At 62.0% G+C, this 13,300-nt stretch carries 14 protein-coding genes; 3 read left to right on the top strand and 11 right to left on the bottom strand.

Annotated elements, in window-relative coordinates:
* Positions 1–27: 27 nt before the first annotated feature.
* Together ACROHD_RS18295 and ACROHD_RS18290 are read left to right on the top strand one after the other, a co-directional pair.
* On the top strand, positions 28–348 hold the full coding sequence (locus ACROHD_RS18295; RefSeq protein ID WP_432679855.1) for an ArsR/SmtB family transcription factor: 321 nt from the start codon (positions 28–30) through the stop codon (positions 346–348).
* Positions 338–805: an SRPBCC domain-containing protein gene (locus ACROHD_RS18290; protein WP_432679854.1), complete on the top strand. Its 468-nt coding sequence runs from the start codon at positions 338–340 to the stop codon at positions 803–805. Before ACROHD_RS18295 ends, ACROHD_RS18290 begins: the two co-directional genes overlap by 11 nt.
* Before the next feature lie 17 nt (positions 806–822).
* On the opposite strand, the gene ACROHD_RS18285 is transcribed toward ACROHD_RS18290, so the two are convergent.
* The 5 genes from ACROHD_RS18285 to ACROHD_RS18265 all read right to left on the bottom strand — a co-directional run bounded on the left by ACROHD_RS18285 (position 823) and on the right by ACROHD_RS18265 (position 5,583).
* Positions 823–1,461 carry a CDGSH iron-sulfur domain-containing protein gene (locus ACROHD_RS18285; protein WP_432679853.1) on the bottom strand — a complete coding sequence of 213 codons (639 nt, stop codon included), beginning with the start codon at positions 1,459–1,461 and terminating at the stop codon, positions 823–825.
* A 255-nt stretch (positions 1,462–1,716) separates the two neighbouring features.
* Complete coding sequence (gene folD / locus ACROHD_RS18280; protein ID WP_432679852.1) at positions 1,717–2,616, bottom strand: bifunctional methylenetetrahydrofolate dehydrogenase/methenyltetrahydrofolate cyclohydrolase FolD; 900 nt, start codon at positions 2,614–2,616, stop codon at positions 1,717–1,719.
* The gene (locus tag ACROHD_RS18275) at positions 2,613–2,930 is read right to left on the bottom strand and encodes a chorismate mutase (protein ID WP_432679851.1); all 318 of its coding nucleotides are present in this window, start codon (positions 2,928–2,930) and stop codon (positions 2,613–2,615) included. The genes folD and ACROHD_RS18275 overlap by 4 nt, the downstream gene beginning before the upstream one ends.
* 3 nt (positions 2,931–2,933) lie before the next feature.
* Positions 2,934–3,827: a bifunctional 5,10-methylenetetrahydrofolate dehydrogenase/5,10-methenyltetrahydrofolate cyclohydrolase gene (locus ACROHD_RS18270; RefSeq protein ID WP_432679850.1), complete on the bottom strand. Its 894-nt coding sequence runs from the start codon at positions 3,825–3,827 to the stop codon at positions 2,934–2,936.
* A 79-nt stretch (positions 3,828–3,906) separates the two neighbouring features.
* Positions 3,907–5,583 carry a formate--tetrahydrofolate ligase gene (locus tag ACROHD_RS18265; RefSeq protein ID WP_432679849.1) on the bottom strand — a complete coding sequence of 559 codons (1,677 nt, stop codon included), beginning with the start codon at positions 5,581–5,583 and terminating at the stop codon, positions 3,907–3,909.
* Positions 5,584–5,923: 340 nt separating this feature from the next.
* Here ACROHD_RS18265 and ACROHD_RS18260 point away from each other — a divergent pair, with 340 nt between their 5' ends.
* Positions 5,924–6,334: a hypothetical protein gene (locus ACROHD_RS18260; RefSeq protein ID WP_432679848.1), complete on the top strand. Its 411-nt coding sequence runs from the start codon at positions 5,924–5,926 to the stop codon at positions 6,332–6,334.
* 171 nt (positions 6,335–6,505) lie between these two features.
* Here ACROHD_RS18260 and ftsH read toward each other — a convergent pair whose 3' ends face one another.
* The 6 genes from ftsH to ACROHD_RS18230 all read right to left on the bottom strand — a co-directional run bounded on the left by ftsH (position 6,506) and on the right by ACROHD_RS18230 (position 13,207).
* Complete coding sequence (gene ftsH / locus ACROHD_RS18255) at positions 6,506–8,419, bottom strand: ATP-dependent zinc metalloprotease FtsH (protein ID WP_432679847.1); 1,914 nt, start codon at positions 8,417–8,419, stop codon at positions 6,506–6,508.
* A gap of 78 nt (positions 8,420–8,497) precedes the next feature.
* Positions 8,498–9,742 carry a tRNA lysidine(34) synthetase TilS gene (tilS, locus tag ACROHD_RS18250; protein ID WP_432679846.1) on the bottom strand — a complete coding sequence of 415 codons (1,245 nt, stop codon included), beginning with the start codon at positions 9,740–9,742 and terminating at the stop codon, positions 8,498–8,500.
* Entirely contained in the window at positions 9,739–10,560 is an 822-nt protein-coding gene (gene ybgF, locus ACROHD_RS18245) for a tol-pal system protein YbgF (RefSeq protein WP_432679845.1), read from the bottom strand. Before ybgF ends, tilS begins: the two co-directional genes overlap by 4 nt.
* Before the next feature lie 3 nt (positions 10,561–10,563).
* Positions 10,564–11,070 (bottom strand): peptidoglycan-associated lipoprotein Pal, encoded by a 507-nt coding sequence (gene pal, locus ACROHD_RS18240; RefSeq protein ID WP_432679844.1) that lies wholly within the window; start codon positions 11,068–11,070, stop codon positions 10,564–10,566.
* Between the two features lie 87 nt (positions 11,071–11,157).
* Complete coding sequence (gene tolB, locus ACROHD_RS18235) at positions 11,158–12,492, bottom strand: Tol-Pal system beta propeller repeat protein TolB (RefSeq protein ID WP_432679843.1); 1,335 nt, start codon at positions 12,490–12,492, stop codon at positions 11,158–11,160.
* 136 nt (positions 12,493–12,628) lie between these two features.
* Positions 12,629–13,207, bottom strand: a complete 579-nt coding sequence (locus ACROHD_RS18230) for a hypothetical protein (protein ID WP_432679842.1) — start codon at positions 13,205–13,207, stop codon at positions 12,629–12,631.
* Positions 13,208–13,300: the final 93 nt, after the last annotated feature.

Below are 13,300 nucleotides of genomic sequence, written 5' to 3'. Positions count from 1 at the left end.
TATATGTTTCACGTTATGAATAGCTCGATGGACAGTCTCTTTGTGGCCCTCGCCGACCCGACCCGCCGCGCGATCCTCGACCGGTTGCGAAAGGGAGAGGCCAGCGCCGGCGACCTCGCCAGCCCCTTCGACCTGTCACAACCGGCAGTGTCACGCCACTTACGAACGTTGCGCGAGGCGGGGCTTATCGACGATCGTCGCGCCGGGACGAAGCGCATGTTCCGGCTCAAACCCCATCGACTCTCCGAACTCGACGCCTGGCTGGATGGATTCCGGGCAATCATGGAGGCGAACTACGCCCGCCTCGACACCCTTCTGGCTCAAGAGGACCCCCAGAATGACCCTTGAAACCAAGCTTGTGGGCGACAAACAGCTTGTCCTGACACGCGCCGTTTCCGCTCCGCCCGACCGCGTCTATCGCGCCCATACCGAGGCCACCCTCGTCCGCCAGTGGATGTCTGGCGCGATGGGATATGTGGTCGCGGATTGCACCTACGACGCCCGACCCGGCGGCAGCTTCCCGGTGGTCTGGGAAGGCGAGGCCGCCGAGATGCCGGATTTCGAAGTCACAGGCGAATTTCTCGCCCTCGACCCGCCCCATCGGATCGAGCATGTGGAACGCATGCACCTGCCAGACATGACAACCAGCGACAGTCACATCGTCACAGAATTCGCCGCGCATGCGGCGGGCACCTTGATGACAATGACCATGACATACGAAAGCCGTGACGCACGGGATGAAGCCATCGCCACCGGCATGACCGAGGGGATGGAAGCCTTCTATCTCCAGCTTGATACGCTCTAGGAACGCGGCCCGGTGGCTCAGCTTTCTTCCGTCGTGAACCCCGCCGCCTTGTGACTGCCATCGCAAAAGGGTTTGTTGGCAGACTGCCCGCAGCGGCAAAGAAAGACCTTTTCCGCCCGCGCGATCCGCGCGCCGGTGCCGGATGTCACCTCCACCGGTCCAACCAGTCCGACCGGCCCATTGGGCACCGGCTTCACCTCCAGAGCCTCGCCCATTCGCGTCTCGGCCTCCTTGTCCGACGGCGCTGGCTCTCCCGTCGCGGCAAACCCGGCCTTCACATGGGCATAGTCGCAAAAGGGCTTGTTGGCGGACTGCCCGCAACGGCAAAGGGTCATTCGGGTGAACCGCTCCCCTACCATGCGCAAATCGCCCGACAGCTCCACCGGCCCGTTTTCCTGCACCCGGACCCGGTTGATTGGCTTGGCTTTCTCGTCCTCACCACCATCCAGTCGTCGGAATGTCAGGGCGCCAGAGGGACAGGTGAGGATCATCGCCGCAATTTCTTCGGCGGGGGCAGCATCGGGCAGCACCCAAGGCCGCCGGGCAGGATCGAACACCTGCGGTAAACTGAGAAAACAATTCCGCGCATGAATGCAGCGCGTCATGTCGAAGCTGATCTCGATATCCTTGCCGGAATAGCTGCGGGGCTTTGCCATAAGAGGGCTCCTATCTCTGACGCATCTCCGTCAGACCCTACACGATGAACATCACTCGCCAAAGACAGGCTGACATCACTGTCGCCCTACCCCTCCTATTTGCCCAATGCCCCCCGCAAGAGGCATCCGATGAACAGCGCCCACCACGCCCCCGGCTCGACGCATCAGGCGGCGAAACCGGGCCGGTGTCTGTACGCAGGGTGCACGGCGGGTGTATAGGGGGTGAACACATGTCACCCCCTCGTTTTTGGCCTCTCAGGCGGTCAGGCCTTCCGGCTCCGCCAGCCCGTTCGCGCGACAGCAGGCGGTCAGCGTATTGGCCAGCAGGCAGGCGATGGTCATCGGCCCCACGCCGCCCGGCACCGGCGTGATCGCGCCCGCCACTTCGGCACAGCTGGCATAGTCCACATCACCTACCAGCTTCGTTTTCTCTGGATTTTCAGGATGTTGAATGCGGTTTATGCCCACGTCGATGACCGTTGCGCCGGGCTTCACCCAATCGCCGGGGATCATCTCGGGCCGGCCCACGGCGGCCACCAGAATATCCGCGCCCTGACACACAGCCGCCAGATCCTTGGTCCGGCTATGCGCAATTGTCACCGTGCAGCTATCGCCAAGCAGCAACTGCGCCATCGGCTTGCCCACGATGTTCGAGCGCCCCACCACAACCGCATCCATGCCGGAAAGCGACCCATGGTGATCGCGCAGCATCATCAGACAGCCCAGAGGCGTGCAGGGCACCATGCTTTTCTGGCCCGTTCCCAGAAGACCCACGTTCGAGATATGGAACCCGTCCACATCCTTCGCAGGGTCGATGGAGTTGATCACGAGGTCAGAATTCAGATGCTCCGGCAGCGGTAGCTGAACGAGGATGCCATGCACCGACGGGTCATTGTTCAGCCGGGCGATCAGCGCCAGCAGGTCCTCTTCCGAGGTATCCGCCTCCAGCTTGTGCTCGTAGCTGTTCATGCCAACCTCGACGGTCTGCTTGCCCTTGGAGCGGACATAGACTTGGCTGGCCGGGTCCTCGCCCACCAACACCACGGCAAGGCCGGGGGTGATGCCCTGTTCTTCCTTCAGCCGGGCTACATGCTCGGCGACCTGCGCGCGGACCCTGGCCGCGAAGGCCTTTCCGTCAATGATGGTTGCACTCATCCGTCTTTCCCTTCCTTGCCGATGACCCGCTCTTCGCGGGCGATCACCGTCTCAATCATGATCCGCCACATGGATTCCGCAAGATCCGCATCCATGCCCGCCGCGTCTGCCCGCGCCCTGACATGGTCCAGAACCTGGCGCACACGCGACGGGGCCGCAGCCGCAATGCCCTCGCGCGCCTTCAGTTCCGGCGCGCGATCCGTGTAGCTCTGACGCTCAGCCAAAAGCACAAGAAGTGCCTCGTCAATCTCGTCTATGCAGCTGCGAAGCTCTGCTATTGTCTGCACCGATCCCGGTGCGGGGCGATTGGCCATCGCTCAGACCTCCGTATTCGCAAAGGCCGCGCGGTAGTGATCCATTTGCAGCCGCGTGGCCAGAACGGCGTTCTTCATTAGCGTGGCGACCGTCACTGGGCCAACCCCGCCGGGAACCGGCGTGATCCAGCCCGCCACCTCGGCGCAGCTGTCGAAATCGGCGTCGCCCACGGTTTTCGGCCCTTCCGGCGTCTCGATCCGGTTGATCCCGATGTCGATCTGCGCCGCGCCCGGTTTCAGCATGTCGCCCGTCACCAGCCCGGGCTTGCCCACGGCCACGAAAACCGCATCGGCCGCACGGCTGTGCATGGCAACAGAACGGGTCATATGGTGGCAGACCGTGACCGTCGCACCAAGCCCCATCAGCAGGAAGGCGATCGGTTTGCCCACGATCTCGGAATGGCCGATCACGGTAACGTTGAGCCCCTCCATCGGCAAGGGCAGTGTCTTGAGGATCTCGACCGCCGCGACAGCGGTACAGGGCCCGAGGGCAAGGTCGTTGTAGACGATATTGCCAATGGACGCGGGGTGCATCCCCTCCACATCCTTCAACGGATGCACGGCCTTTTGCAGCACCTTCACCGGGATATGCGCGGGCAAGGGGCGCTGGATGATGATGCCGTTCACACGCGGGTCGGCATTGAGACCGTGGAGGATACCCGTCAGCTGTTCCAGCGAGGTTTCCGCAGGGTAGGTGCGCGCCTCAAACGCAACGCCCGCACTTTCTGCACTGCGCTGCTGGTTTCGCACGTAAAGTTCAGCCGCCGCCGTGTCGCCCACGGAGACGGAGACAAGTTTGGGCTGCCAGCCCGCGCTTGCCAACTCCTCGGCCTGCTGACAGACCTGCGCGCGCATATCTGCCGCGATGGCCTTTCCGTCGATCAGGGCAGCACGCATCTGCTGAAAATCCTCTTGCCAGTTCGTAGCAAACGCATGGGCAAAGGGCGGCCCGAAAGCCGCCCCTCTGTCCGTTGCCTCAGAAGAGTCCTTCGACGAGGCCTTCTTCGTTGATGCGAATGGTTTCCGCAGCGGGGGTGCGCGGCAGACCCGGCATGGTCATGATCTCACCACAGATCACCACGACGAAACCAGCACCAGCGGACAGGCGCACTTCACGAACCGGAACCGAGTGCCCCGTAGGTGCGCCACGGCGGTTCGGGTCGGTGGTGAAGGAGTATTGGGTTTTCGCCATGCAGACCGGCAGATTGCCGTATCCTGCGTCTTCCCATTCCTTCAGCTGATTGCGGATCTTGGCATCGGCCAGAACCTCATCGGCGCGGTAGATGCGCTTGGCGATGGTCTCGATTTTCTCGAAGAGGCTCAGATCATCCGCGTAGAGCGGTGCGAAATTGGCCATGTCAGCATCGGCAATCTCGGCCACGCGGGTCGCCAGTTCCTTGGTGCCTTCCGAACCCTTGGCCCAGTGCTGGCACAGGATCGCCTCGGAGCCCATGGACGCCACGTAGTCCTTGACTGCCTGCACCTCTGCATCGGTGTCGGTCACGAAGTGGTTGATGGCCACGACGACAGGGACGCCGAAGGATTTGACGTTCTCGATGTGACGGCCCAGGTTCGGGCAGCCCTTCTTGACCGCGTCCACGTTTTCCGCACCCAGGTCGGCCTTGGCAACGCCGCCGTTCATCTTCATCGCGCGCACGGTGGCAACGACCACCACACAGGACGGCGCAAGACCGGCTTTGCGGCACTTGATGTTCATGAACTTTTCGGCCCCCAAGTCGGCGCCGAAGCCCGCCTCAGTCACCACGTAGTCGGCCAGTTTCAGCGCGGTGGTGGTGGCGGTGACAGAGTTGCAGCCATGGGCGATGTTGGCGAACGGACCGCCATGCACGAAGGCAGGGTTGTTTTCCAGCGTCTGCACAAGGTTCGGCTGCATCGCATCGCGCAGCAGCACGGTCATCGCGCCGTCGGCCTTGATATCGCGGCAATAGATCGGGCTGCGGTCACGGCGATAGGCAACGATCATGTCGCCGAGGCGGCGCTGAAGGTCATCGAGGTTCTTGGCAAGGCAAAGGATCGCCATAACCTCGGAAGCCACAGTGATGTCAAACCCGGTCTGACGGGGGAAACCGTTCGACACACCGCCAAGCGAGGTCACGGTGTCGCGCAGCGCGCGGTCGTTCATGTCGAGCACCCGGCGCCAGGTCACGCGACGCTCGTCGATCTCCAGCTCGTTGCCCCAGTAGATATGGTTATCGATCATCGCCGACAGCAGGTTGTGGGCAGAAGTGATCGCGTGGAAATCGCCGGTGAAGTGGAGGTTCATTTCCTCCATCGGAACGACCTGCGCATAGCCGCCACCAGCGGCCCCGCCCTTCATCCCAAAGTTCGGCCCAAGCGACGCTTCGCGAATACAGATCGCAGCGTTCTTACCGATGGCGCACAGACCGTCACCCAGACCGACAGTGGTCGTGGTCTTGCCTTCGCCCGCAGGCGTCGGGTTGATGGCGGTTACGAGGATCAGCTTGCCGTCCTTGCGGTCCTGGACGGAGTTGATGAAATCCTGGCTGACCTTGGCCTTGTCATGGCCGTATGGCAGCAGGTGATCAGACGGGATGCCAAGCTTGTCGCCGATTTCTTGGATCGGACGTTTCTTTGCTTCGCGGGCGATTTGGATATCGGTCTTGAAGGCCATTTTGAGTCGGTCCTGTTGGCAGGGGCGGAGTTCTGGACTCACCCATAACGAGAAAGCCCCGACCAGACAGGGGCGTTTCCGACGTTTTCAGGCTTTCATCCGCCAATTCCTGTTTCCGATGCGCGACGCGAAAAAACTTTTGAACCGGCACGAGACTCCACACGACTCATGGATACACAACGCGCCACATTGGTCAGGAGAAACAAAATGTCCGCACCCATCGTTCTGATCCACGCCGGTTTCGCTTTTGGCATCAGCCTGGCCCTGACTGTTACCGCGCCAATCTGATCTCGCCCCTATCGACCGCAAGTCTCTCAGACCAGATTGCCCGATGCCGCATATGCGCGAGACGCCCGGCACACCGCCAGGCCGCCAGCCCAATGGACGGCGGCGACCGATCTTCTATCTGATCGATACCGTTTTCCTGGCGATTGCCCTGATGTCCATCAGTGGCCAATGGGTCCGCAACCGAATGCCCATGGGCGATGTCCCGAACCCGCATTTCCCCGGCTGCGGGTCACAAGCCGTCAACATGCATTGGAGCTTTGTGCCCGGCAGGATCAGCTGCGCCGACGACGTTCCATGGGGATGGCTTCTGGAATTTCTCGGCAACTCCCTGGGGCGCGGCAACCCTTCTGCTTTCATCGACGGCACAGATCTCTTTTTCGGGATCCTCGTGATTTATGCCTTCGGGCACGCCATCTACGCCATCTTCAGAATAGCCTACCTGGCCACGCAACGACGCCTTTGACGTTTTAACAGGGGCGCGTGATCCCGGGCCGGGTCTGGTAGTGCCCGGTCGCGACGGAATACGGTATGACAAAAGCGGCAATACGACCCCTGTGACTGATCCGCCGGCTCGATTGGACCAGCTGAAAAAAGAACCCCCGGTCGATGTGACCGGGGGTTCTTTTTGTGCAGATCAGGAAGACGGTTCCGGCTCAAGCCCATTATCGGGCGATTTGATCTTCGGCTTGGTCTTGGGGATCGCCGTGATCGAAGCTGTTCCACCGGTATCGGTGTCATCATCATCTTCGCCGCGATTTAGGGGCTCGCCCGCGATCACTTTGGTGATCTCGTTTCCGGTTAGCGTCTCGTATTCCAGAAGACCCTGCGCCAGACGTTCCAGATCATCATGCTTTTCGGTCAGGATGCGCTTGGCGGTCTGATACCCCTCATCCACCAGTTCCTTGACCTTGTCGTCGATGATCTTCTGTGTTGCCGCAGAGTGGCTGGTTCCACCGCCATAAGAGCCCAGATGCGACTGTTGTTCGTTGGCGTAATCGACATAACCCAGTTCCTCGGCAAATCCGAACTGGGTGACCATCGCACGGGCGATACGGGTCACTTGCTGGATGTCGGAAGCTGCACCAGAGGTTACGTTTTCCGGCCCAAAGATCAGCTCCTCAGCGACGCGACCGCCCATGGCCATCGCAATCTTTGAGGTATATTTGGTGTAGCTGACCGACAGTTGATCACGCTCAGGCAGCGACAGAACAAGGCCAAGCGCCCGGCCACGCGGGATGATCGTCGCCTTGTGGATCGGATCGTGCTGCGGGACGTTGAGACCGACGATGGCGTGACCGGCTTCGTGATAGGCGGTCAGCTTCTTCTCGTCCTCGGTCATGACCATGGACCGGCGTTCAGCCCCCATCATCACCTTGTCCTTGGCGTTTTCAAAATCTTCCATCGTCACGAAACGGCGACCCACGCGGGCAGCCATCAAGGCCGACTCGTTCACAAGGTTCGCCAGATCAGCGCCCGAAAAACCCGGTGTGCCACGCGCGATGATGCGCAGGTCCACGTCAGGGCCAAGCGGCACCTTGCGGGCGTGCACGCCGAGGATCTTCTCGCGGCCCTTGATATCGGGGTTCGGCACCTGCACCTGACGGTCGAAACGGCCCGGACGCAAAAGTGCGGGGTCCAGAACGTCAGGGCGGTTGGTGGCCGCGACGATGATGATGCCCTCGTTGGCCTCGAACCCGTCCATTTCCACCAGCAGCTGGTTCAGCGTCTGTTCGCGTTCATCATTGCCGCCGCCATAGCCCACACCACGGGACCGGCCCACGGCGTCGATCTCGTCGATGAAGACGATACAGGGCGCATTCTTCTTGGCCTGTTCGAACATATCCCGAACGCGGCTTGCGCCCACACCCACGAACATTTCCACAAAGTCAGAGCCCGAGATGGTGAAGAAGGGAACGCCCGCCTCACCCGCGATGGCGCGGGCCAGCAGCGTCTTACCGGTGCCTGGAGGGCCAACCAGCAAAGCGCCTTTGGGGATCTTACCGCCAAGACGGCTGTACTTCTGCGGGTTACGCAGGAACTCGACGATCTCCTCCAGCTCTTCCTTTGCCTCATCGATGCCGGCCACATCGTCAAAGGTCACGCGACCATGCTTTTCCGTCAACAGCTTGGCCTTGGACTTGCCAAAGCCCATGGCCCCGCCGCGTCCGCCGCCCTGCATACGGTTCATGAAGAAGATCCACACGCCGATCAGCACAAGCACCGGCAGCCACATCATAAGGCCCGCCATGAAGCCGGACTGTTCCTGTGGCCGCGCCTGGATGCGCACGTCGTTTTCGAGAAGCACCGGTGTCACGTCCACCTCGGACGGCCGGGTCGTTTCGAAAGTACCCTGTCCGGTCGTGAACTGGATTGTTTCGCCATCCAGCACCACGTTGCTAACCGCCCCACCCTCGACCTGCGCGATGAAGTCGGAATAGGCGACGCTGCGCGCGCTCATCGTGGACTGATTGCCGCTGAACAGATTGAACAGCGCTAGGATCAACAGAAACAGAATGACCCAGAAGGCGATATTTCTCGCATTGCCCAAGAGATTTCTCCTAACTTCGGCGCCCGGGGAAAGCCCGCGCCGGACACTTTGCCTAAAATAGGCATGCAGCCTCTGACTTCAATGCGATTTTATCGTCGCGTGAAAACCCGCTGATGCGGCATATTCGCTGTGGATCGCGTCATCGTTCCAGAAACCGGGAACCGCGAGAAGGCGATTGCCCTGCCAAACCCCCGGCCAGGACAACATCACGGCATGAGAAAGCGCCGCTGGCCGGTCCCATTGTGACAGCCCCTCTTCGCCCAATGCCCGGACCTTTGCGGCGGGGTGATCGGGCGCAAAAATGCACCAGCGACCATCCCAAACCTCTACCCCGTCGGCGGCGCATTCAATGGTCTCTACCGCCTTGAATTCACGCACCATCATCAGGTTTTCACCGCGTGGGATCAGGCGGCATCCCTGCAATGTTCCCCCCTGCCCGGCCAGTGCCCGGTCCAGTGTTGCCGACAGCGACGCCAAGCGCGGCTTGTAGGGGGCGCCGGACAGGCAGGCCAACCCATGTGCTATCAACCGCAGCCGGGTTTCCTCTTCTGTTTGCTCCAACCCCTTCTGGTCAAAGACTAGGACCCCCTGTCGGTCACGCACAATTTTGTCAGCGACATCCACAGCACGCGCCAAAAGGGCCACCCGCGCCCGCGCCAGCGATGCCGCCGTTTCCGCCAATCTGGCCGAGTTGAGCCCGAAAGGCGCCAGTTGTGTCAGCAAGCGGCGGGCGCGCACCCGGTCATATCTGGGATCGTCATTCGTGGGGTCTTCGAACCAGCGCATTCCCTGCCGGGTCAGCCAGATCCGCAGATCAGCCCGGGTTTCGTCAAGCACAGGGCGTAAGATATCGTCGCGGCCAAAGCGTCCCTCGGACATGGCAGACAGCCCATCCACCCCCGATCCGCGCGCCAGCCGCATCAGCACGGTTTCCGCCTGATCATCCTGTGTATGCCCAAGAAGGATCGCGCCGATGCCTTCGCGCGCACAGAAATCACGCATCAGCGCGTAACGGGCATCTCTGGCAGCGGCTGATAGATTGCCCTTGCCGTCCCAACCCGTCCAGTAAAGCGTGTCATGCTGCGCACCCATACGCATCGCCTCGCGTGCGACCAGCAGGGCCTCGTCTCCCGCCTCGGGGCGCAGCCCATGATCGACTGTCAGAGCTTGGATTCGGCAGCTGTTTTCCTCGGCCCAATCACAGGCAAGCCCAAGCAGCGCCAAGGAATCCCCGCCGCCAGAGACCGCAACCGCCAACCGGTCAGGTCGATGCCCCGCAAGCAGCCGCTCCATCGAGGCGGCAAAGCGGGCGTCGAGGCTCAATTGCAGCCGAACCGCGTCATGGCGGCACGGGACTCGAGCACGATGGGGGAGGAAGGATAGCGAACCTCGACCTCGCCCAGGGTCAGGCAAGCTTCGTCCCGCTGCCCAAGCTCATTCAGGCTCGTGCCCAAACGATACAAGCTTTCGGCAGCACGGGGCGCATCGGGTGCACCGCTGAAGCTGGCCAAATAGGCGCGCGCGGCGCGGTTCCAAGCGCCTTGATTGGCCTCGGCCTCACCCCGCCAAAAATGTGCCTCGGCGCTTAGCGCGCCACCGGGATAGGTATCGGTATAAGACTGAAAGCCCTGCGCAGCCCCGGCGTAATCGCCTGATTCATATGCCGCCATAGCCCGGTCGAAATCGCTTTGTTCCGCCTCTGCCAGGCGCGGGCCATTGGACCCGGTTGAAACCGGCTGAGCAGGGGCGGCAACGGGTGCGGAGCCACCGCCAAGCGTAGGTGTATCCCCGAGCGAGCCGATGTCGCAGTCATCCTCCAGTTCGCACAGACGGAACTCCAGATCGCCGATCCGGTTGGTTCCATCGGTCACGATGCTGTCCACCCGGATCTGCAAATCCTCGGTCGAACTGGTTAGGCGGCGCAATTCCCGCTCGATCGCGTCGACCCGTTCCAGCGTGCTGCCCCCGGCGGTACCGGTTGGCCCGCCGGTGGTAGAAAGCTCTGTACGAAGGCGCTGAATCTCCACCCACAGAACCGACAGTTCCTGACGGATGTCGGCCAGTGTTTCAGACCGGCTTTGCGCCAGCGCGGCCGGGGCTGGCAGGGCCAGAACAAGGGCGAGGATCAGCGCGCGCCGCATGGATCAGGCCCCCGATCCGATTTCAAGAACAGTCACGGCGCGACGGTTCTGACGGTAACAGCTTTCCTCGGAACAGATCGCCAGCGGGCGTTCCTTGCCATAGCTAATGGTGCGCAGGCGCGCGGCGGTGATGCCGCGTGTCAACAGATAGTCACGCGCGGCAGCGGCCCGCCGGGCCCCAAGCGCAAGGTTGTAGTCCCGCGTACCCTGTTCATCCGCGTGACCTTCGATCAGCGCGTTGTATTCCATATTGCGCAGGAGCCAGTCGGCCTGATCGTCCAGCGTCGCGCGACCTTCGGCGGTCAGGGTGGACTGGTCCACCTCGAAGAGCACCCGGTCACCCACGATTTCGTTGAAATAGGCTACAGAGTTGGGATCGCCTGCCGCTCCGGCACCAGCGCCCGCACCCGCGCCACCGCCCATGCCGGCATCACCGAAATAGCGATTATCGCCACAGGCCGTCAGGCCAAGCACCGCGACCAGAAGGGTCAGTTTCAGAAAGAGTTTCATCCTGCGTCGTCCTCATGAATGCGCTTTTGTTTGCGCAAGGGTATCACGGGCGGGGCGTTGTGAACATGCCCCTGCCCGCCTGATGTCTTACGGCAATTGCGGCGACCATGCCGGATCGGAAGCCATGCCGGGCGTCGAGACCCGTTGCAGGTTCCGACCCGAGATATCGACCGAATAGATCGCGGGCGCACCATCGGCCCCGGCGGTTTCACGCGTGAACATGATCACGCGACCATTGGGCGCCCAGGTGGGGCCTTCGTCAAGAAACGACGACGTGAGCAGCCGTTCCTCTGAGCCGTCGGTGCGCATCACGCCGATATGGAAGCGGCCGTCCTGCTGATTGGTAAAGGCAATCAGATCGCCGCGCGGCGACCACACGGGTGTGCCATAGCGGCCCTCGTTGCGGCTGATCCGTCGGCCCTCACCGCCATTTGCGGACATGATGTAGAGCTGCTGCGTTCCGGACCGATCGCTTTCAAACACGATCTGGCTGCCATCGGGCGAAAAACTGGGGGCCGTTTCGATTGAGGGCGCATCGGTCAGACGGCGGCGATCTCCGGTTTGCAGGTTCAGCAGATAGATATCGGTATTGCCACCCCGTTCAGCAGAGAAAACCACGCTGTTACCATCGGGCGAAAAGCGGGGGCTGAAGGTCATTGTCAGGGCGTCATCTTCCAGCGGACGGGCCCGAACGCTGGCGAGGTCCATGATATAGACGCGGGGAATGCCGGATTCGTAGCTGGTGTACAAAATGCGATCACCCGTGGGCGAAAAGCGGGGCGCAAGAACCAGGGACCGGCTGTCGGTCAGGAACTGCACATTCGCGCCGTCATAATCCATGATCGCGATGCGCTTGAGCCGCGCGTTCTTTGGGCCTTCCTGCGCGATAAACACCACGCGGCTGTCGAAATAGCCGCTTTCGCCGGTGATCCGTTCATAGACGTGGTCGGCCACCGTATGGGCCATGCGCCGCCAGCTGTCGGGGCTGCCAACGAATTGTAGGCCCGACCCAAGCGGTTGTTCCGAAAACACGTCAAATAGGCGGAAGCGCACCACCAATTGACCACCTTCCATCGTGACCGATCCTGTGATCAGCGCCTGTGCGTTGATGGCCTGCCAATCGCTCCATTGTACGGGGCTGTCAAAGCTGGTGACTGAAGAGATATGGGCGCTGCGCGGAACCTCCCGGAACAAGCCGGTGCCAACCAGATCGGCAGCAATCACACGGGTGATATCGCTGGCCGCGTCGGTCGCTGCACTGTTGCCTGCGATGAATTCTGGCAGGGCAAAGGGCAAGGGCTCGATCACGCCTTCGGTGATTTCAATGCGAAGCGGGCCGGGGCTTTGCGCGGCGGCTGGCAGCGCTGTCAACGCGGCGGCGGCCAGCAGCACGGCCAGCATAGCGTGGATAATACGAGTCATTTCTGGCTCAACTCCTCGGGTCGGAAGGTCATCAACAAAATATCGCACGGAGTATAGCGATCACATAGCAGATCGGAACCCGCGCCGTGTCGGCAGGTTTTTGCGCTATGTGCGCGACGGGGGCGGAACTGACAGGTCATCTGAGCCGCATCTCCTCGGGGTTGAAAGTGATTTCCAGCTCTCGCCAGTGGTCATAGCTTTCCTCTGGCAGGTCATAGCCATTGGCCCCACAGCGGATCACTGCACGTCGCGCCGCCTCAAAGGCCTGACGGGCGGCGGCATCGGACCCGCCGCGCGACTCGATCACGCGGATGGATCCGGTCTCGGGCCGTCCATCACGCGACATCTGGACCGAGATGGTCACAACGGTCTGCAATGCCTCTGACGACAGGCTGCCCACGTTCCAGCATTGCTGCACGGCCAGCCGCAGCCCGTCGCGCTGCCCGGCAGACAGCGGTGGCCCGGACGGTGCAGCGGGTGCTGGCGGCGTTTCGGTTGCGGCTTCGGCTACGGCAGCGGCGATGGCGTCGGCCAGAGGGTCACGCTCTTCAACCGCGGGAGGGGTGTCAGGCGTCGGGGCCTCCGCTGCGGTGCGGATGGGCCGTGCGGTTGGGCGGAAGGACGTCACCGGAGCCAGCGATGCCGCAGGCGTTTCGGCCTCGGTCACGATCTCGGTCGTAGATTCTTCAGGCGCCGTAGGGGGCGTGTCGGGCACTGGCGAGGGCGCCTCGCCTTGATTTCTTCTAGCGCTCCCCTTGCGTCGCCACAATTGACCATACACTGGGCCAGCAAGTGCCTGCTGGACAAC

Origin of the sequence: Nioella aestuarii (genome assembly GCF_050896395.1) — a bacterium.
GTDB classification, from domain to species: Bacteria; Pseudomonadota; Alphaproteobacteria; order Rhodobacterales; family Rhodobacteraceae; genus Nioella; species Nioella aestuarii.
This window is presented reverse-complemented; position numbering and strand designations above follow the sequence as displayed.